This is a genomic window from Paenibacillus sp. FSL H8-0457, assembly GCF_038051935.1.
Lineage (GTDB): Bacteria > Bacillota > Bacilli > Paenibacillales > Paenibacillaceae > Paenibacillus_AQ > Paenibacillus_AQ lautus_A.
Genome location: NZ_CP150293.1, coordinates 2,655,930 through 2,673,996, shown reverse-complemented (window position 1 = coordinate 2,673,996; position 18,067 = coordinate 2,655,930). Strand labels below are relative to the sequence as shown.

The 18,067-nt window shown below is 50.1% G+C and carries 21 protein-coding genes; 10 read left to right on the top strand and 11 right to left on the bottom strand.

Features of this window, described 5'->3' with window-relative positions; all coding sequences use genetic code 11:
* Positions 1-12 precede the first annotated feature (12 nt).
* The 5 genes from MHI43_RS11860 to MHI43_RS11840 all read right to left on the bottom strand — a co-directional run bounded on the left by MHI43_RS11860 (position 13) and on the right by MHI43_RS11840 (position 5,516).
* Complete coding sequence (locus MHI43_RS11860; protein ID WP_015734652.1) at positions 13-993, bottom strand: aromatic acid exporter family protein; 981 nt, start codon at positions 991-993, stop codon at positions 13-15.
* 146 nt (positions 994-1,139) lie between these two features.
* Entirely contained in the window at positions 1,140-1,973 is an 834-nt protein-coding gene (locus MHI43_RS11855) for an ABC transporter permease (RefSeq protein WP_036665489.1), read from the bottom strand.
* 5 nt (positions 1,974-1,978) lie between these two features.
* Positions 1,979-2,752 carry an ABC transporter ATP-binding protein gene (locus tag MHI43_RS11850; protein ID WP_015734650.1) on the bottom strand — a complete coding sequence of 258 codons (774 nt, stop codon included), beginning with the start codon at positions 2,750-2,752 and terminating at the stop codon, positions 1,979-1,981.
* Positions 2,753-2,792: 40 nt separating this feature from the next.
* Positions 2,793-3,797, bottom strand: a complete 1,005-nt coding sequence (locus MHI43_RS11845) for an ABC transporter substrate-binding protein (RefSeq protein ID WP_036665493.1) — start codon at positions 3,795-3,797, stop codon at positions 2,793-2,795.
* Positions 3,798-3,995: 198 nt separating this feature from the next.
* The gene (locus tag MHI43_RS11840; protein WP_036665495.1) at positions 3,996-5,516 is read right to left on the bottom strand and encodes a carboxypeptidase M32; all 1,521 of its coding nucleotides are present in this window, start codon (positions 5,514-5,516) and stop codon (positions 3,996-3,998) included.
* A gap of 129 nt (positions 5,517-5,645) precedes the next feature.
* On the opposite strand from MHI43_RS11840, the gene MHI43_RS11835 reads away from it, so the two are divergent.
* The 5 genes from MHI43_RS11835 to MHI43_RS11815 all read left to right on the top strand — a co-directional run bounded on the left by MHI43_RS11835 (position 5,646) and on the right by MHI43_RS11815 (position 8,160).
* Positions 5,646-5,975, top strand: coding sequence for an iron-sulfur cluster biosynthesis family protein (locus MHI43_RS11835; protein WP_036665497.1), 330 nt, complete (start codon positions 5,646-5,648; stop codon positions 5,973-5,975).
* 51 nt (positions 5,976-6,026) lie between these two features.
* Positions 6,027-6,596, top strand: coding sequence for a carbonic anhydrase (locus MHI43_RS11830; RefSeq protein ID WP_009591389.1), 570 nt, complete (start codon positions 6,027-6,029; stop codon positions 6,594-6,596).
* 204 nt (positions 6,597-6,800) lie between these two features.
* A complete protein-coding gene (locus MHI43_RS11825) occupies positions 6,801-7,379 on the top strand; it encodes a PadR family transcriptional regulator (RefSeq protein ID WP_015734646.1) in 579 nt (192 codons plus the stop codon).
* A 55-nt stretch (positions 7,380-7,434) separates the two neighbouring features.
* Positions 7,435-7,878, top strand: a complete 444-nt coding sequence (locus MHI43_RS11820) for a membrane protein (protein WP_036665500.1) — start codon at positions 7,435-7,437, stop codon at positions 7,876-7,878.
* A gap of 3 nt (positions 7,879-7,881) precedes the next feature.
* Positions 7,882-8,160 carry a YxcD family protein gene (locus MHI43_RS11815; RefSeq protein WP_036665502.1) on the top strand — a complete coding sequence of 93 codons (279 nt, stop codon included), beginning with the start codon at positions 7,882-7,884 and terminating at the stop codon, positions 8,158-8,160.
* 174 nt (positions 8,161-8,334) lie between these two features.
* On the opposite strand, the gene MHI43_RS11810 is transcribed toward MHI43_RS11815, so the two are convergent.
* From MHI43_RS11810 to MHI43_RS11800, 3 genes are all read right to left on the bottom strand, one after another.
* Positions 8,335-8,808, bottom strand: a complete 474-nt coding sequence (locus tag MHI43_RS11810; RefSeq protein WP_327196883.1) for an immunity 63 family protein — start codon at positions 8,806-8,808, stop codon at positions 8,335-8,337.
* Between the two features lie 345 nt (positions 8,809-9,153).
* Positions 9,154-9,369 carry a bacteriocin immunity protein gene (locus MHI43_RS11805; protein ID WP_009591395.1) on the bottom strand — a complete coding sequence of 72 codons (216 nt, stop codon included), beginning with the start codon at positions 9,367-9,369 and terminating at the stop codon, positions 9,154-9,156.
* A 156-nt stretch (positions 9,370-9,525) separates the two neighbouring features.
* Positions 9,526-10,128 carry a TetR/AcrR family transcriptional regulator gene (locus MHI43_RS11800; protein WP_015734643.1) on the bottom strand — a complete coding sequence of 201 codons (603 nt, stop codon included), beginning with the start codon at positions 10,126-10,128 and terminating at the stop codon, positions 9,526-9,528.
* A gap of 168 nt (positions 10,129-10,296) precedes the next feature.
* Between MHI43_RS11800 and MHI43_RS11795 the strand changes: the two genes are divergently transcribed.
* The 4 genes from MHI43_RS11795 (at position 10,297) to MHI43_RS11780 (ending at position 14,182) form a co-directional block, all read left to right on the top strand.
* Positions 10,297-10,854, top strand: a complete 558-nt coding sequence (locus tag MHI43_RS11795) for a hypothetical protein (protein WP_036665507.1) — start codon at positions 10,297-10,299, stop codon at positions 10,852-10,854.
* Between the two features lie 161 nt (positions 10,855-11,015).
* Positions 11,016-11,504 carry a GNAT family N-acetyltransferase gene (locus MHI43_RS11790; RefSeq protein WP_235201891.1) on the top strand — a complete coding sequence of 163 codons (489 nt, stop codon included), beginning with the start codon at positions 11,016-11,018 and terminating at the stop codon, positions 11,502-11,504.
* 100 nt (positions 11,505-11,604) lie between these two features.
* Positions 11,605-13,449: a UbiD family decarboxylase gene (locus tag MHI43_RS11785; RefSeq protein WP_036665511.1), complete on the top strand. Its 1,845-nt coding sequence runs from the start codon at positions 11,605-11,607 to the stop codon at positions 13,447-13,449.
* Positions 13,450-13,654: 205 nt separating this feature from the next.
* Positions 13,655-14,182, top strand: a complete 528-nt coding sequence (locus MHI43_RS11780; RefSeq protein WP_036665513.1) for a GNAT family protein — start codon at positions 13,655-13,657, stop codon at positions 14,180-14,182.
* A gap of 28 nt (positions 14,183-14,210) precedes the next feature.
* Here the strand turns inward: MHI43_RS11780 and MHI43_RS11775 are convergent, their stop codons facing one another.
* On the bottom strand, positions 14,211-15,008 hold the full coding sequence (locus MHI43_RS11775) for a formate/nitrite transporter family protein (RefSeq protein WP_036665516.1): 798 nt from the start codon (positions 15,006-15,008) through the stop codon (positions 14,211-14,213).
* 329 nt (positions 15,009-15,337) lie between these two features.
* On the opposite strand from MHI43_RS11775, the gene MHI43_RS11770 reads away from it, so the two are divergent.
* Entirely contained in the window at positions 15,338-15,934 is a 597-nt protein-coding gene (locus MHI43_RS11770) for a YjgB family protein (RefSeq protein WP_036665518.1), read from the top strand.
* A gap of 90 nt (positions 15,935-16,024) precedes the next feature.
* Here the strand turns inward: MHI43_RS11770 and MHI43_RS11765 are convergent, their stop codons facing one another.
* Both MHI43_RS11765 and MHI43_RS11760 read right to left on the bottom strand, forming a co-directional pair.
* Entirely contained in the window at positions 16,025-17,026 is a 1,002-nt protein-coding gene (locus MHI43_RS11765; RefSeq protein ID WP_036665522.1) for a phosphotransferase, read from the bottom strand.
* Positions 17,023-17,925 carry a formylglycine-generating enzyme family protein gene (locus MHI43_RS11760; protein WP_235201897.1) on the bottom strand — a complete coding sequence of 301 codons (903 nt, stop codon included), beginning with the start codon at positions 17,923-17,925 and terminating at the stop codon, positions 17,023-17,025. The genes MHI43_RS11765 and MHI43_RS11760 overlap by 4 nt, the downstream gene beginning before the upstream one ends.
* Between the last annotated feature and the right edge of the window lie 142 nt (positions 17,926-18,067).

Here is an 18,067-nt window from a genome sequence, read left to right as displayed (position 1 = left end):
AAAATCGCTAAGCTATACGGCCGAATCCGCGCGCTTCTGCGGTTTTTTCGCCGTGGGCGCTTTATACTTTTTCGAGATATTCAAATAGTATTCCAGCTCGTGGCAGAGCTGCAATATCGCAGAGCGGACCTCGAATTCCTCGCGGGTCGTCGGGAGCTCCATCTCCTTGAACCTGTCCTCCAGCTCAATCAGCAGACCTTCGGACTTCCCCGTATAGCCTTCGGCAACCACATCCTGGCTTAACTGATCGAAAATTTCAGCCGTCAGCACGCCGTGCGGAAGCCGCTCGTACACCTGGGAGATCTGATGCATCATGCTCTGGATATTCTCCATCTGTTCCTTACGCATATAAAAATAGATGTTCCAGGAGCCGTCCGGATGAATCATCTGGTTCTCCGAAGCCCGCTTTGCTTCCTCTATCCCTTTTTCGATCTGCCGATTGGCCTCGATCAGCTCTTTTCCGTCCCATATATGTTCGGGGTTTCGAAGCGTCAGCGAGAAATGATGGAAAATGACGGAGAAAAGCCCGTCCACCTTGCGGCGGATCTCCATCATCGCCCCCTCGCTGTTCGGCATATAAACCAGGTTCACGAGCATAGCCGACCCGAGGCCGATAATCAAGAGTTCGATTTGCGTGAGCAATATGCCGAGTCCGATCTCTTCCCCCTGAAACACCCGAAACACCACAACCGAACTGGTTACGATGCCTTCCTTGAAATTAGCCCTCGATATCGCGGGAAATGCAAGCAATATGTACAAGGCCAGCACCCAGTAATGAAAACCAAGAAAATAAAATAAAATGCACGCCAGTATAAGTCCCAGCAATGACGCAAAAAATCGGGACGATATGGAGCGCACGCTCCGTTTGCGCGTAACGTCAACGCCGAGTATAGCAAGAAGACCGGCGGACGTAGCCCCCGGTATGTTCAAAGCATCTGTAATTAAAATGGCAAGCAGGCTGGCCGCTGCTGTTTTGATGACACGAAATCCCATGTGATGAAGAGCCTCCAGGCGAGTTGTTGATGGCTATATCTGCTTCTTTATCATGTTAGCCGCATATACGCATATATAAGGTATCTTCATCCTAGCTTATTTTTATGCCGTTAACAACCATGCCTGACGCCGCAGGTGATGCCTGCTTAGCGATGGGTCAACAATTTCCTTTCTATATATACCACGATTTGATACATGGCCGTTGCAACAACGGCAATGATGAGCAGACTCGATAACACGAGCGTAAAGTTGAATACCTGAAAACCGTACATAATCAAGTAACCGAGACCCGATTTGGCAACCAAAAATTCGCCGACGATGACGCCGACCCATGCCATGCCCACGTTAACCTTGAGGGTCGATACGATCGCGGGATAGGAAGCCGGCAAGATGACCCGTTGAAATACCTGGCGCTTGGTTCCGCCGAACGTGCGGACGACCTTGATCAGATTGGAATCCACCTCGTTAAAGCTATTGTATACGACGAGCGTGGTCACAATGACCGTAATGGATAGCGTAGTGACGACAATGGCGGTAAAGCCGGCGCCGAACATCACGATGAATATGGGACCCAGCGCCACTTTCGGCATGCTGTTGAACACGACCATATAAGGATCCAGCACTTTATTGAGAAACGGGGACCACCAGATCAATACGGCCATCAGCGTGCCAACGAGCGTGCCGAGCAGGAATCCGACAACCGTCTCCCCTACCGTGACCCCCAGGTGTCCCCATAACTCGCCGCTGATCATGTTATCCCATATGTTCGCGAAGATTTTGGTGGGGTAGCTGAACAGCAGCACGTCGATCCATTTGAATCTGCCCGCCGCTTCCCACCAGATAAAGAACAGCAGCAGCAGGCTGAGCTGGACGGTCAGTACCCGGTTTTGCATGCTTTTCTTTCGCTTCATGTGCTTTGCATAGATATTCTGGAGCCAGCCCTTCGAAGAAGAAGCTGACGGCTCATCCCTTGATGTCATAGGCTTTACTCCTTCCCGATCGTTTGCATTTCGCCCCAGATTTCATGAAACAATTCATTGAACCCCGGCTCCTTGCGAGCAAAAAACGGCTGCGCACGGCGGATGTTGTCGGGAATATCAAACAAACGATGAACCCGCCCGGGATTACGGTTCAAGAGAATGACCCGGTCGCTCATCGCAATCGCTTCGGATAAATCATGAGTGACCAGGATGGCCGTCTTTCCCCGCTCCTTCAAGGTTTCCACGATCAAATCCTCAAGCTGCAGCTTCGTCTGGTAGTCCAGCGCGGAGAAAGGTTCATCCAGCAGCAGCAGTCCCGGATCCGTAGCTAAGGTCCTGACGAGCGCTACCCGCTGCCTCATCCCGCCCGACAGCTGCGCCGGATACAGATTACCGCTCTCCCCGAGCCCCATCTCCCTGAGCAGATTCCCTACGACGCTTCGGCTTTGCGGATTCAGCCTCTCCGTCAATTCCAATCCGATCAAGGCGTTATCCATGATGGTGCGCCAAGGAAATAAATAGTCCTGCTGCAGCATGTACCCGACTTCCGGCGACGGTCCGTTTACCGGTTTGCCGTTTACGTAAGCAGCCCCTTTGGAGGGGGCAAGCAGGCCGGCAATGACGGACAAGATGGTCGTTTTCCCGCATCCGCTAGGCCCTACCAGACTGATGAACTCCCCCGGCTCCACCTTCAAATGAATTCCTTCCACAGCCAGAGAGGCTTCCCGATCGGTGACATATACATGAGCGATATCATTCAATTCAACTACCGGTACCATGGTGCTCTCTCCTTTCGTTCTATGGATCAGGAGTACGTGATTATTTAGCTTGCTTGGCTTTTTCGGCAAAGCTGTTGTTGACGATGGCATCCGGCGCTACCCGTTCCTTCAGTTCCCCGGCTTGCTCCATCACGTCCAGCAGATTGTTCCACTCCGCCTCATCCACGATCGGATCGCTGGCATAACTGCCCTGCTCTTTGTAGCGCTTGACCGAGGACACCACGATATCGCGGTCGCTGTCTTTAAAATAAGGCAGGATCGCATCCGCGATATCTTCGGGGCTGCTCGCATCCACCCATTGCTGTGCCTTGTACAGGGCGTTCGTAAACTTCTGCACCGTGGCATCGTTTTTGTCGATATAGCTTTGCTTTGTCATAAACACGGTGTACGGCAGATGCCCGCTTTCTACGCCAAAGGAAGCCACCACCTTGCCACGGCCTTCTTTTTCAAATATGGAGGCCTGCGGCTCAAAGAGCTGGACAAACTCACCCGTACCGGAAGCATATGCCGATGCGATGTTCGCAAAATCGATGTTCTGAATCAGCTCCAGGTCCGCATGCGGATCGATTCCTTTGTTACGGAGCGTAAACTCGCCTGCCATCTGCGGCATTCCGCCCTTACGCTGACCGAGGAATACTTTGCCCTTCAGGCTGTTCCAGTCAAAATCACCCGATCCATCCCTGGCCATCAGAAACGTGCCGTCCGTCTGCGTCACCTGCCCGAAATTGATGACCGGGTCTTCAGACCCCTGTTGGTACACGTAAATCGAAGTTTCCGAGCCGACAAGCGCCACGTCGATGGCTCCGGACAGCAGAGCCGTCATCGTTTTGTCTCCGCCCGGGGTCGTCTGCAGCTCGACATCCAGCCCCTCTTCCTTGAAAAATCCTTTCTCCAATGCGACATACTGCGGCGCATAGAAGATCGAACGCGTCACTTCGCCGATCTTGACCTTCGTGGCCGATCCGCCGCCCCCGCACCCGGCAAGCGCAACTCCGCAGACCAGAAGCAAGGATAAAGCCAGCCCCCACCATTTTTGACGCTTCATTCGATAACCCTCCATTCCCATAGACCCAATGTTTCTTTTCAGCATATGCAAGCGTCAGCCCAAAGGTTAAACGCCTGGTTAGAGCAGGCCGGCAAATTTGGATTGGCTCCACTTACGCAGGGAACGAATAAAAAGGACCCGGTTTCAAAACTCTTCCGAATAAAAAAAGCGCAGCCTCTCGGGCTGCGCTTCTCGTGATTATGACAGTTTGTAGATCTCTTTATATTTCTCTTCGAGATAATCGGCCAGATAATCCGGATTCAGTTCTTCACCGGTGACGCGTTTGATGATCTCGGACGGCTTCTCGCTCTTTCCGTATTTGTATACCTTGTCCGTCAGCCACTCCTTGATCGGAGCCAGGTTCCCGGCTTCGATGAGCTGGTCCAGATTCGGCAGCTCTTTGCGCATGGTGTGCAGCATCTGGGCCGCATACATGTTGCCAAGGGAGTACGAGGCGAAATACCCGAAATCCCCGCCGGACCAGTGAACGTCCTGAAGCACGCCCATCCCATCGTTCGGCGGCATAATGCCGAGGTATTCTTTATACTTCGCGTTCCAGGTCTCCGGAAGATCCTTCACCGCCAAACCTTCGTTAAAGAGTTTCTTCTCGATCTCATAACGAATGATGATATGCAGGTTATACGTAAGCTCATCCGCTTCGATGCGAATCAGGGAGTTCTCCACCTTGTTCGCGGCCAGGTAGAAGTCCTCTACGTCCACGTCCTTCAACTGTTCCGGGAAGTGCTGCTGCAAATCCGCGAAATAACGGCGCCAAAACGGACGGCTGCGGCCGATCATATTTTCCCACAGACGGGATTGGGATTCATGGATGCCCATGGAGGTACCGCCGGAGAGCGGTGTCCCCGCGAGCTCCTTGTCGATATTCTGCTCGTAAAGGGCATGGCCTCCCTCGTGCAGGGAACTGAATACCGCGCTCAGCACATCGTCCGGCAGATACATGGTCGTAATGCGCACGTCTCCCGGGTTCAAGCCCGTGGCAAATGGATGCACGCTCTCGTCCAAGCGTCCCGCTTCAAAGTCGTAGCCCATCTGCTCCAGCAGGAACAAGCTGAATTTCTCCTGCTGTTCTTTCGGAAACAGCTGCTTCAAGAAGTCTGCTTTCGGCTTGAAAGGCGATTCCTGGATCGCATGCACCAGCGGTACCAAACGCGCTTTCAAGCGGTCAAAGATGGCATCCACCTTTTCCACCGTTAAATCCGGCTCATACATATCAAGGAGCGTATCGTATCTGGTGTTTTTCACGCCCCAATAATCAATAAACTCTTGCTTGAACGCAACGATCTTCGTTAAATAAGGTTCGAAGCCTTCAAAATCGCTGTTCTTTTTCGCTTCCTCCCACTTCGTCTCCGATTGGGCGGCGAGAATGGAATATTCCTGGAAGCGCTCAGGCGGGATGGACTTGCTCTGGTCGTATACCTTGCGCACCTCTTCAATCATGCGGCGTTTGCGATCATCCAACTGCTCAGCCTGTTCCGGTTTGGCAAAGAAAGACAACAGCTCTCCCATCTCTTCCGATATTTGCAGTTTAAATGCCTCTGTGGAGAGAACCCCGATCGTTTCCGAGCGGATCTCGGTTCCTTTGCGCGGAGCGCCTGTCCGTAAATCCCAATGAAGTAGGCCAATAGCTTCGTAGTAACTCATGATTTTGCGAACCAATCGTTCAAATTGTTCCCATTGCTGGAAATGTTGTACTGCCATACCGGCACACCTTCTTTTTTTTATGATAGGATTCTTGTTTACTCTATTGATGATACTTTTTACAAGGTATATAATCAACTTCCAGAAAGAATAAATAACAATCTACATATAAAGGAGTGTCAGGATGCCGTGAATATTCAACTCACCCCGCAGGCCGAGCTGAAGCTGAAGGACAAACTCAGGGACAAGCCGGGTGCAATCAGGCTGATCTATGACACGGAGGGATGCGGATGTGCCGTCAACGGCGTCCCAGGCCTGCGTATTGTAGATGAGCCGACGCCGGATGATCTTGCTGTCGAAACGGACAGCCCGGTAACGTTTATCGTGAACCGCAAGCAAGCTGTTTTTTTTGAAGAGAAGATGAAACTCGATGCCGATCCGGCCGCCTACGCCTTCCGTCTGGACAGCAGCGGACAGCATTATGGCACCAATATCCAGGTAGTGGATACCAGAGCGTAAGCAGCAGCATTCTAAACGAATAATAGATACACAAAAGGAGAGAAAAAATCGATGGAAAAACACCTTAACAGCATACTGGAACACAATCGCAGCTTTGTAGAGAATAAAGAATACGAATCCTATCTGACAGGGCGTTTTCCTGAGAAGAAACTCGTGATTATCACCTGTATGGATACGCGCTTGGTCGAACTTCTGCCAAAAGCGATGAATTTCAAGAATGGCGATGTCAAAATCATCAAAAACGCCGGCGCAATCATTTCCCAGCCTTTCGGGAGCGTGATGCGGAGCGTCATGGTTGCGCTGTACGAGCTTCACGCGGAAGAAGTCATCGTTGTGGGCCACTATGAATGCGGCATGGCATCCCTGAACGCAGAGGATATGATCCAGCACATGAGAGACCGCGGCATTTCCGATGAAGTGCTGTCCACGCTGGAAAACTCCGGCATCCGGTTATCCAAATGGCTTCGCGGTTTCGATAACATTACGGACGGCGTGAAAAATACGGTCAGCCTGATTAAAAACCACCCGCTCCTTCCCCCAAACGTGCCCGTCCATGGCATGGTCATCGACCCCAACACCGGTGCGCTTGATCTCGTCGTGGAAGGATATGAGAACGAATAAAGCAACCAAAGTCAAATGGAAGCACAAACGCGTACGCGTTTGTGCTTTTTTAGTCACAATTTTGCCAAAAGCAGAGAGAAAGCCCCCTCCCCCGGTTGTCAAACCATACAGTTTCAGTGTACACTTTTTATCAACCGGACCGATAGGCCGATTATCATTCCTGCCTTGGCGTCCACGATATGCGTTTCAAAGGGAGTTATGTCCATGAATACGTTGTCATACGGCTTGTTAGGATTACTAGCAAGAAGAGAATCATCAGGATACGATTTGATGCTTCGCATACAGCCTTTTTGGCAAGCCAAACACAGTCAAATCTATCCACTGCTGTCCAGCATGGAGGAGAAACAGCTGTTGTCCTCGCACTGGGTTCAGCAAAGCGATAAACCGGACAAAAAAATTTATGCGATTACAGAAAAAGGCATGCAGAAGCTGCGTGAATGGATGTACCAACCGATTGCGCCTGCAGTCACCAAGGATGAGCTTTCTCTTCGAACCTTTTGCCTGTGGTTGACGGAGATCGGCATCGCCGTCGATATTTTCGAGGACCGCAGAATCGGGTATCTGGAGAAAAAGCGTTACTATGAGCAGATTTTAGCGGGCATTCCTGAGGACACCCGTGAGATCGGAAGCAAGGCATTCAGCAATTATGTGCTCGCTACCAAAGGACTGATGATGGCTGAAACCGAGCTGAAATGGTGCGATTGGGTACTGGAATTACTGAGACAGCAGCAGCGCGCTACAGCCTCAAACCATGGCCGCACAAATTTTGAAACCTTATCGTGACTCGTCCGTATTACTCTTTATACTCTAAATTAACTGGGAGGTTCGACAGAACACGATGAAAAAAGTATTGACGATTCTAGTAGCGATTACACTGTTCTTTGTAGCGCTGACGCCTGATTCCGCAGAAGCCAGAAGAGGTGGCGGAGGTTTCAAATCCGGAACCAAGTCATACAACAGCACTCCGAAAAAGAATGATACCAATAATGTGCAACAAACAAACAACCGTTCCAATACAGGGGCAGCGGCTAACACGAAAAAACCAGGATTTTTTAGCGGCGGCAGCTTGATGAAAGGACTTATGATCGGCGGTCTGGCTGGCTTGCTCTTCGGCAGCATGTTCGCCGGCATGGGCTTCATGGGCGAAATCATGGGATTGCTCATTAACCTGATCGCAATTTGGGCTTTGATTATGATCGTTATGGCTGTTGTACGTGCCGTGAAGAATCGTCGTAAACAAAACGAGCCTCGCGACAACAACAATCACAATAACCGGTACTAATCCATGGTTTTAAGCATGGACGAAATCGTCAATGCGGTCTGCCTTCACCAAGCGGAACGCAGAGGCGTCAAACCAACGGACGTATCGCTTGAGCTTAGCTGGGACGAAGATACGGGATATACGGCCGAAGTATGGGTCAACGGAAGAACGCAGTATTTGATCGAGGCCAACCTCATCGAGGCCATTCTCCGCTACCTTCACTCCGAGTACAATATCCGCGCATACAGCGAGCAGGTAAGACTTGACCTGGAAGATGAAATTATCGCCATTGTTCAGCAATAAGGTTATGAATTAAAAAAAGCAGCCCTTCGCTATCATGCGAAGGGCTGCTTTTTGGATTACCCACATAAAGATCAGTTCGTACACCGCAGAAAGTATCTGTCCAAGAAAATCACTTAAAACCATTTCGGCGCCCCTCTCCTATTCATCATGCGAGTTATACGAACACCATAATGATTAGCTTCGCTTAGCGCCTTTGCCTGCGTTTCTGACCGGATTAGGCGACTCGAGCTCTTTCCGCTTGCCCGCCTTATGCCACTGCTCATACTGTCCTCCGATCTGAAGAAAGGATTCATTGATCATGTCCTTCATTTCTTGGATCTCTTCCTTGGTATACTTCAAATGGGTGGTTACGTTATCCACCTTGTATTTTTGCAGAAGTTTGAGATGGGCAATGGTATGAATCGTATCCTCCAGGATCCAGAAGACCACTTCATCGGGAACCTTGGTCCTCTTGCTGAGCATTTGCACGCCTCTTTCATACATAGCGAGCTCGCAATCCTGCTCTCCGACCCGAACAACCGGACTCAAGTCACCGATATACCCCTCTTCAAAAGGTAGCGTGGCCACGCTCTCGTATTCAGGATCATATATGGAGGTCTTATGAAGCAGATGAAGGATTTGATCGATTATTTCTAGTTTTGTAAGCATAGTGGACATCTATCCCCCTCAGGAGCCACGTAAACAACGCGGGATGGTTAATGGTTTTATCAACGCAAGGGATCTCGGTTCTTCCAGAATATCCAGCGTTCTGTTTCGCAAATTTGGGCTGTGCCTATGCTGTATTCATCCCGGATGCCGCTTGCCAGGTTCATCCGGTGCAGCATTCCGCCATATGTGCCGACAAGCCGAAAATTCTCAATCGCGTCGCGATCACCCCGTAAATTGTGCTTCCTACAATTTAACGCCATATTTCTTTACCTTCATGATGGATATAACGGAGGTATATCAAATACTTTGGTGGTGGTCTGTCTTTATCTCCAGTTTCTATATCGCTCACAGTACTATTGGCTTATAATTCAATGCCTTTTCAACGATTTCCTCAGGTGTAAGATCTTCTTCCGGCCAAAAAATCAGATTGCTGATGTCAGGGTGAGGCACATTCCTTTGCAGCAGATTTATCCATTCCCCTGCTTCTTCCTCGCTGCCTTCCCCATTATACAGTCTTGTCACCAGATCAACGATTTGCGCTTTCGTTAATAATTCGTTCATGTACAGTCCTTTCTAGTAATCGATCCAGCGCCGAATAAATTCCTTCTCAGAGTTATTCAACCGCTTAAGCGAATTTTCATTCCCCTACCATTACACCATTCAAGACATCCCCCGTTTAGAGCACTCCCGTAACAGCTGATTATGGTTAAAACCGTATCAACTGCCTTCTTGTTTTTGCCCGGCTAAACCGTAAAAGAAAAGCTCCATCAAGGTCTCCATGCTCCCGTTGACATATTCCCGGTTCCCCGAATCCCAGCGCCGCCCTAGCTCATTCATGAACATCGAGAAGTACTGCATCGTAACCTCTTCGGTTTGGTCCTTATGAATATAACCTTCTTGTTTCCCCAGCGCGACAAACTTCATGAAAAAATCTTTCACCTTCTCCTCACTGTACCGTTGGATGGTCTGACTAATGCCACGTTCCTCGGAGGTTTGGAAATTCCGGAACTCTTCCGACAAAAAGGTCAGATTCTTAGCCTCCAACAGCATGATTTCTCGGGTCTTCTCGGCAAAAGAGCGCGCGGAATCCAGAATGCGCTCATACACCTCCAACTGCTTGTCCGTCCAATACATGATCATTTCCAGATAGAGCTGATCTTTGGTTCCAAAATAGTTATATATCGTCGCAGGTGACACGCCTGCCTGTTGTGCGATTTCGTTAACGCTAACCTTTTGGTAACCGTGCCTTGAAAACAGCTGGAAAGCAGCATCGAAGACCTGTTCCATTTTTTTATGCTTTCTGCGCTCATACCCGTTCATGCGTTCTCCACCTCAAGTGAAGTATATATCAAGTTTTAGAGTAGTTCAATGTTTTCACTATAAATCAATTGACAACCACCTATTCGAAGTTATAATCTTTTTGTAGTAAAACGATTTATTCACTACATAATTTTAAACTAAATTACGACGAAATGAGGGCGGTATGTGATGAAAGTAATAAGGATTCCTTCGATTCTGCATGAGGTATTCGGTGAGCAGCAATCCGTTGGCACGATTCTCGTCATCTTGGCGTTCGGCGGATGTCTGACCACAGCAGTAAGCCTTGTTTTTCCGGATATCCTGCATTCTTTGCCTTTATGGCGCGGTATCCTTGCTTTATTGTTTATTTTCGATATTTTCTGCGGCTGTATCGCCAACTTCACTCGCTCGACCAGTAATTTCTATGCAGCCCGTAAAAAACAGCGGATCGTGTTCATCGCCATTCACGTTCATATTCTCCTGGTAGCCGTATTGCTGGATACCGACATGGCGTATGCGGTGGGAATATGGGCATATACCATCACTGGAGCCGTGATCGTGAATGCGCTGATCGGGAAATCATCGCAGCATTTTATAGGAGGCTTGCTCCTGTCGATCGGCATAGGGGGTACGTTTTTGCTGTCCAGCATCCAGCCCTACATGTTAATGGCCGGCACCCTGTTTATGCTGAAAGTATTGTACAGCTTTGCTATCGATCATTATGGGGGAGCTGTAGAGAAAGCATGAATACTTCATGCAGAGTATCCAAGCTGGCCAAATCGGATAAACTCTTATTTTCATCCATAATGAGCCGGGCATTTGCCCGGGATCCTTTGTTTCTGCATGCATTTGGCGATCCGGAGCTTGATCGTAAATCAAGCAGCAGAGCGGCTGCATTTGTCTCCTTCATGTTTGATAAAAGCTTTCTGCTGCATGAGGAAATATGGGGCTCTTATGAAAACGAAATCTTGCTCGGTACCTTCATTGTAGAGAAACCCGGTATAAGCAAGCTTAAGCGTCTGAAGGGCGCTTTTTTGCTGATTGGAAGACTCTTGCCGTTGTTATTCCAACTCCCAGTCAAAACATTGAGATTCCTGAATGCCTATATGGGCATTACGAGATCGGCTGCTCCTTCTTCTCCGCACCATTATCTCATTATGATCGGAGTGAATCCGGAGGTCCAAGGCAGGGGAGTTGGAACAGCAATGGTGCGGCACCTGCTTCAAGTGGTTAATTCGGATCACAATTCACATGGAATCGCGCTCGATACTGAAAATAAAGGGAATGTAAATTTGTATCAAAGATGGGGATTTGTTTTGAGGCATGAAGAAAAAATCAACGCCCTAGCCGTGTATTGCATGTTCTATCAGAAAAAGCTCTCTGATATGGTTCTTTGAAGATACGATTCGTCCCATCTATATTAGGTGTCATTGACCTGTGCTCCGAGATTGTCGATAATAGTAGAATAAGTTCACTATCTTCGATTGGAGCTATGTAATGAAATATCATAATCTGGAAGAATGCATCGTTGATTTGGAGAGACATGGGCATTTGGTTCGTATACAGGAAGAGGTCGATCCTCATTTGGAAATGGCGGCCATACATATGAAGGTTTATGAGGCAGGCGGCCCGGCGCTCCTGTTTGAGAATGTAAAAGGTTCAAGGTTCCGCGCGGTATCCAACCTGTTCGGCACGATCGAGCGAAGCAAATTCATTTTTCGTGAAACCTTCGAATCTACGCAAGACGTAATCGCGCTGCGCAACGATCCGATGAAGGCGCTCAAAAATCCTTTTAAATATATCGGGACGGGACTGGCAGCCAAATCTGCACTGCCTATCAAAAAAACAGGTGCCCTGCCACCCGGATTTCAGGAAATCCAAATTTCCGATCTGCCGCTCATTAAGCACTGGAAGGACGACGGCGGCGCTTTCGTCACGTTGCCCCAAGTGTATTCCGAAGACCCGGAGAAGCCGGGCGTCATGAATTCCAATCTAGGCATGTACCGGGTTCAGCTCACAGGCAATGATTATGAACTGAACAAGGAAATCGGCATCCATTACCAAATCCACCGGGGCATCGGCATCCATCAAGCGAAGGCGAATAAGCTGGGTCAGCCGCTGAAAGTTAGCTGTTTTATCGGGGGGCCCCCTGCCCATACGATTTCGGCGGTTATGCCGCTGCCGGAAGGCATGAGCGAGCTTACCTTTGCCGGACTGCTGTCGGGACGACATTTCCGGTACAGCTATGAGGATGGTTACTGCATCAGCCACGATTCGGATTTTGTTATTACGGGGGAGATCCATCCCGGCGAAACCAAGCCCGAGGGACCTTTTGGCGATCATCTGGGTTATTACAGCCTGGTCCATCCGTTTCCCGTCATGCGAGTGCATAAAGTCTATGCCAAGCAGCAGGCCATCTATCCGTTTACGGTCGTCGGGAGACCGCCGCAGGAAGATACGTCCTTCGGGGAGCTGATTCATGAGCTGACCGGCGGGGCGATCCGGCAAGAAATTCCGGGGGTCAAGGAAGTCCATGCGGTTGATGCTGCCGGGGTACACCCCCTGCTCTTTGCCATCGGCAGCGAGCGGTATACCCCATATCAACAAGTAAAGCAGCCGGCTGAGCTTCTCACCATCTCCAACCGGATACTGGGCACGGGCCAATTAAGCTTGGCCAAGTATTTATTCATTGCAGCTGAAGAGAAGCAGCCTTTAAGCACGCATCGCATCGAGGACTTCATGACCTATATATTGGAACGCATCGATCTGCAACGGGACATCCATTTTCAGACCAATACCACGATCGATACGCTCGATTATTCCGGAACCGGACTCAACACCGGCAGCAAGGTCGTATTTGCGGCGGTCGGGGATAAAAAAAGGGATTTGTGCCAAGCGGTGCCTGAGGCGTTAACGGATCTTCCCGGGTATGCGCCCGCAAAATGGATCATGCCCGGCATTGTCGCCATCCAGGGAGCCCCCTTTACGAGTTATTCCGATGTGGCGCAGGAAATGTCGAGCCTTAGCGATGCCATCCGGGAACGAGGTTCGCTTCCTTCCTGCCCGATGATCATTCTGTGCGATGACAGTGAATTCATGAGCGCAACGCTCAACAATTTTCTCTGGGCAACCTTTACGCGCAGCAATCCTTCCCACGACATACACGGCGTCAACAGCCGCTATGAGCACAAGCATTGGGGCTGCGACACGGTCATTATCGATGCCCGCACTAAACCGCACCAGGCTCCTCCGTTAATACCGGACGCGGAGGTTGAACGCAGCATCCAGCGTTTGTTTGCGGACGGCGGCAGCTTAAGCCGCATTTCGCTGCTTAAGAGCTAAGAACGTCGTATGAGCCTGTATCAGGAAGTGAAGGGATAAAATTGTAAAGGGCTGGTCCCAACGTCCATTTGACTTTGCGACCAGCCCTTTATTTTTTGATGGAAACAACGCGAATTCCGTGCAATCCTCTTCTCTTTATCAATACATCTTATATAATGAAATCTAATCCATATTAGCCAATACGGTTTATCCAGGGAGGGAAATCATGTTTCCAGAACTAGAGACTCAACGATTAAGGCTGCGTGAAATCCGGCTTCAGGATGACGAGGCGATCTACAGCTGCTTCTCGCATGAGCAGGTGACCCGCTATTACGGTCAAGACACGTTGACCAGCCCCGAGCAAGCTCGTCGATTCATTGAGCTGTTCGCTAACAACTACGCAGAGCAGCGCGGGATTCGATGGGGCATCGAAAGGAAAGAAGCCCAAGGCCTTATCGGGACGATCGGATATAACGCATGGTCCCCACGGCATAGAAGAGCAGAAATCGGATATGAGCTTCATCCCGACTTCTGGAGGCAAGGGTATGCCAGCGAAGCGGCCTCCGCCATCCTGGCATATGGATTTCAGGAGCTTGGCCTAACCCGCATCGGTGCCGTCGTTTTTATCGAGAACCAGGCTTCCCATGCACTGCTGGCCAAGCTCGGATTCGAAGCAGAAGGAACCCTGCGCCAGTATATCTATCAGAACGGCACGGCACACGATACGCGGGTGTATTCATTGTTACAAGGCTAGCGGAGCTAAGCTTGCGCGCTTCCAAACCTTATTCACCAGAGGATTCCTTCGCATCCAGAAAAGGCTTGTTCACAAAATAATACATAAAGCCCATTAATAGAACGCCGCCGATCAAATTACCGAACGTTACCGGAATCAGATTATGCAATACGCCCTCAAACGAAATCGTGCCCGGATGATTCAGCACGAGCGCAATGGCAAAGGTGCACATGTTCGCAACGCTGTGCTCGTATCCGGAGATGAAAAAGCAGAAAACAAACAGCATCATGGCAAACATTTTGGCTCCGTCACCCTTCAGGGACATGGGGATGAAAAAGGCAAGGCATACGAGCCAGTTGCACAGAATCGCTCTAAAAAACAGCTGCACCGTCGGGGTGGTCATTTTGTGTTCCACCACATTGAGCAGAAATCCGTTCACGGAGGAATCGGTGAATAATCCCGTTAAGAAAATCAACAGCGCAAACGTGCAGGCCCCCAGGATGTTTCCTGCATAACTGAAGATCCACAGCTTGACTACTTCCAGCCACTTTAATTTCTTGCGGAGAGCGGCATACGTGTAATAAAACGTATTCCCTGTAAACAAATCCCCTCCCCCGTACGCGATCAGGATAATCGCCGCGCCAAACGTAAGGGCAGCCATCGGATAAGTCAGCGGGGAATGCTCCAGATAAAAAAAGTTGCCCGTCTTAAAAGCGACAATGACGCCAAAGCCGATAAACATGCTGGCGAGCATGGAGCGGGCGATATAGCGCAGCTGGCTTTGTTTAAAAATTTTGTGTTTTTTGAGAGCAAGCTGCTCCACCTTGAGTAAGGATTCGGTTTCCATAATTCCTCCTGAAAAAGTCGGTTCTATATAGATTACACGATTTTTCCAAAAATTCATATTACCTCTGTACTATTACCCCATTTTCCGAATAACGCTCAGGTCATGGACGGATTCATCAATGTTCGGCCGATTGGCGTACCCGATTCATCGTTCAAACCATTAGAATCAAGCAAGGCGTCTTATTCCAGGTATCAAATCTGCAATGTCATCTTCATAGAATCGTAACCCATTGCCCTTAAGCATCAACTATCATGGGAAGATAAGTCAGGATCACTTGTTTGATACGCAGCGCATGTGGTAAGTAGTTGTTACAAAGGAGAGGATGCAACATGAACTTGAAGCAACCAGCTAAAAAAGCAATCGTCACTTTGACTATGGCGGGCGTCGTCGGCCTTAGTGCATTCGGAGCAAATCATGCTGTTTTGCCACTGCAGCAGGCTGAAGCCGCCACGGCGGCAAACGCCGAGGATTATGCTGCCGAGCACGCGCTCAAGACGCTCAACAGCTTTTATAAACCTGCATTGAAGGGACAATTCCCCGGTGCGGTCAGCGGCTTAACGATCGGTAAAAGCACGAAGCAGGACGTGTACAAGGCCATTGGCGAGCCTTCCGTGCCAGGCAAGGATGCCGATGCCTTCGACGTATACGGGGCCAACATGGGGAATCCGGGCTACGCCTTCTCCTACAAGCTGAATAAGATTCGCGAAATGCGTTATTTTGGCACCAATGTGGAACGACAGACGAACATCGGCGGCATCACCATGAAAATGCTGAAGAAGAATTGGTTTGCTCCGGATGCCACCACTACATTCAAGAACGGAAAAACGAAGCAAACCAAGCTGACTTACCATCGTGGAGAATATAAGTTGGAGTTTATCTTCAACAGCAGCACGGACCTGGATCATATTAATCTGCTGAAAAAGTAACGGTTGAATCAATTCATTTTAATTTTCTTGAATAACGGTTCGTCACATTAAGAAAAACCCCGGTCTCTTGAAGAGATCGGGGTTTTTGGTTTACATCATATACTGTGTTAACACGTCTTCCATCCATGCCTGACTTTGCTCCAGCCGCTTCAATCCGGCTGCCAGCATATCGATCTGCTCCTGCAGCACATGGGACTCATCGGTCCCTTCCCGATAGCGGCTCAAAAAATGCAAGAAAACGTCAACCAAACGCAAGCGCAGCAGTACCGGTATGGCAGCAATCTCCTCTTCGGTCAGCCGTACGCGGCTGGCAAAGCCTTCGCAGAACTGCCGGATAGCGTCCTTCTCTTCCGCCATTCCCAAAAATCCCGAAATAACGACCGCAGGTTCCATCGCCCTGACATCCTTTGTGCAAAACTCGAAGTCGAGCAAAGCGATGACCTTGCCCGATTGTTCCGAATCTACGAGCAGGTTTGAAAAGTTCAGGTCCCCGTGGACCAGCTGCTGCGGCAGATTTTTCAGGGATTCCAGCCTGCCGGATATCTCGGTGTACGCTTCTTGAAGAATTTGCAGCGCGTTTCCTTGTTCCTGGAACTCGACGGGCGGTCGCTTGCAGAAATCCTGAATGAACGTCCGGCTGCATGAAGGATACGATTGAAGCAGCTCGTAATAGGGCGGATACACCGGCTCCATTCCAATCGAACAAGCCGCAAGTGCACTTACCAGTTCTCCCGTTTTTTCCCCGAAGGAATAAGTCGCTTGAATGCTCTCTTCATCCGGTCGCGCTCCTTCAATGTATGCGAATAGGCAAGCGTATCGATCACTTCCGTCCTGAACCAGAACCTTCTTATCGCCAGACGTTGATGGAACAGGCGTTGGGACCTTAAAGCTAAGGGGTGCCCGCTGGAGCGAGTCCAAAACCGCAAACTCGAATTCGATCCTTGCCTTGTCACGATGCGTATTGTAAATGCGCATGACCGAACGCCGATGCGGGTTATGAATAAAAAGGGTCGTATTGTTCCAGCCCGTAGGGCCTTTCACCGTATCTCCGTACCACTCGGGCCAATACGATTGCAGAAGCTGCTGAATCATGATCCACCATCCCTCACCACCCGGAAACCGCAGTTGCCCGTCGAGCTGTCGGGTGTATTCCCGCTCCGCGCCGCGACTCGATACCGGTTGCAGTAGGATCTGTGGCACAGGTACGATCCCCCGCGCATCGACCTTCTGCCGGTAGGCTCCCCATAGAACGGATTGATGGCCGTGGTCTGTTGATGATACGACGGGCTGAACCAATCGCCGCACCATTCCCATACGTTGCCGGACATGTTGTACAGTCCGTATCCGTTCGGTTTGTAAGCAATCACCGGCGCGGTTCCGATGTACCCGTCGCTGGCGTTATTTTTGACCGGAAATTTGCCCTGCCATATGTTGCATTGATGCTCTCCGTCCTGTTTCAGCAGATCTCCCCATGGATAGGTCTTGCCCTCCAATCCGCCGCGCGCCGCATATTCCCATTCCGCTTCCGTCGGAAGCCGCACGCCCGCCCATTGACAGTAAGCCTCGGCATCGTTCCAGGATATATGTACCACCGGATGGTCCATCCGGTCTTCGATGCTGGAATCCGCCCCCTCGGGTGCTGCCCAGTAAGCCCCTTCGACCACCAGCCACCAAGGCACCTCTTGCGGCACCTGGGCTACTGCTGCCTTCGTTTCCTCCGAAGCCAGCAGTTCAAATACAAACGACCAGCCGAACCGTTCCGCTTCCGTCACATAACCGGTGGCTTCCACAAACCGTTGATATTCCCCATTCGTTACGGCATGGGGCGAGATCTCAATTCCGGAGACGGTTACGCTGCGAGCCGGCCCTTCGCCGTCACGAGGGAAACCTTCATTCGAATTCGTGCCCATCGTAAACGTCCCTCCAGGCAGCTTGATCATATCGGTATGAAGATCAGGATGAGACTGTTCATCATACTTTTCGTCTCCCATAGTGCCAATAAGAGCCTTCTGGCCGGATCCCGTCGACTGCACGTGCGCTCTGGATCCTGCGCAGCAGGAATGTGGTTCTCCCATGTTATCTGTTCCTCCTATCCTTGATACAGAGAACAGGACAACCGCTTTCAAAGCGGTT

Excerpts from the sequence above, each read along its gene's own strand:
- MHI43_RS11860 (WP_015734652.1), bottom strand. The coding sequence starts at position 993 with ATGGGATTTCGTGTCATCAAAACAGCAGCGGCCAGCCTGCTTGCCATT.
- MHI43_RS11855 (WP_036665489.1), bottom strand. The coding sequence starts at position 1,973 with ATGACATCAAGGGATGAGCCGTCAGCTTCTTCTTCGAAGGGCTGGCTC.
- MHI43_RS11850 (WP_015734650.1), bottom strand. The coding sequence starts at position 2,752 with ATGGTACCGGTAGTTGAATTGAATGATATCGCTCATGTATATGTCACC.
- MHI43_RS11845 (WP_036665493.1), bottom strand. The coding sequence starts at position 3,797 with ATGAAGCGTCAAAAATGGTGGGGGCTGGCTTTATCCTTGCTTCTGGTC.
- MHI43_RS11840 (WP_036665495.1), bottom strand. The coding sequence starts at position 5,516 with ATGGCAGTACAACATTTCCAGCAATGGGAACAATTTGAACGATTGGTT.
- MHI43_RS11830 (WP_009591389.1), top strand. The coding sequence starts at position 6,027 with ATGGAAAAACACCTTAACAGCATACTGGAACACAATCGCAGCTTTGTA.
- MHI43_RS11825 (WP_015734646.1), top strand. The coding sequence starts at position 6,801 with ATGAATACGTTGTCATACGGCTTGTTAGGATTACTAGCAAGAAGAGAA.
- MHI43_RS11820 (WP_036665500.1), top strand. The coding sequence starts at position 7,435 with ATGAAAAAAGTATTGACGATTCTAGTAGCGATTACACTGTTCTTTGTA.
- MHI43_RS11815 (WP_036665502.1), top strand. The coding sequence starts at position 7,882 with ATGGTTTTAAGCATGGACGAAATCGTCAATGCGGTCTGCCTTCACCAA.
- MHI43_RS11810 (WP_327196883.1), bottom strand. The coding sequence starts at position 8,808 with ATGCTTACAAAACTAGAAATAATCGATCAAATCCTTCATCTGCTTCAT.
- MHI43_RS11805 (WP_009591395.1), bottom strand. The coding sequence starts at position 9,369 with ATGAACGAATTATTAACGAAAGCGCAAATCGTTGATCTGGTGACAAGA.
- MHI43_RS11800 (WP_015734643.1), bottom strand. The coding sequence starts at position 10,128 with ATGAACGGGTATGAGCGCAGAAAGCATAAAAAAATGGAACAGGTCTTC.
- MHI43_RS11795 (WP_036665507.1), top strand. The coding sequence starts at position 10,297 with ATGAAAGTAATAAGGATTCCTTCGATTCTGCATGAGGTATTCGGTGAG.
- MHI43_RS11790 (WP_235201891.1), top strand. The coding sequence starts at position 11,016 with ATGTTTGATAAAAGCTTTCTGCTGCATGAGGAAATATGGGGCTCTTAT.
- MHI43_RS11785 (WP_036665511.1), top strand. The coding sequence starts at position 11,605 with ATGAAATATCATAATCTGGAAGAATGCATCGTTGATTTGGAGAGACAT.
- MHI43_RS11780 (WP_036665513.1), top strand. The coding sequence starts at position 13,655 with ATGTTTCCAGAACTAGAGACTCAACGATTAAGGCTGCGTGAAATCCGG.
- MHI43_RS11775 (WP_036665516.1), bottom strand. The coding sequence starts at position 15,008 with ATGGAAACCGAATCCTTACTCAAGGTGGAGCAGCTTGCTCTCAAAAAA.
- MHI43_RS11770 (WP_036665518.1), top strand. The coding sequence starts at position 15,338 with ATGAACTTGAAGCAACCAGCTAAAAAAGCAATCGTCACTTTGACTATG.
- MHI43_RS11765 (WP_036665522.1), bottom strand. The coding sequence starts at position 17,026 with ATGATTCAGCAGCTTCTGCAATCGTATTGGCCCGAGTGGTACGGAGAT.
- MHI43_RS11760 (WP_235201897.1), bottom strand. The coding sequence starts at position 17,925 with ATGGGAGACGAAAAGTATGATGAACAGTCTCATCCTGATCTTCATACC.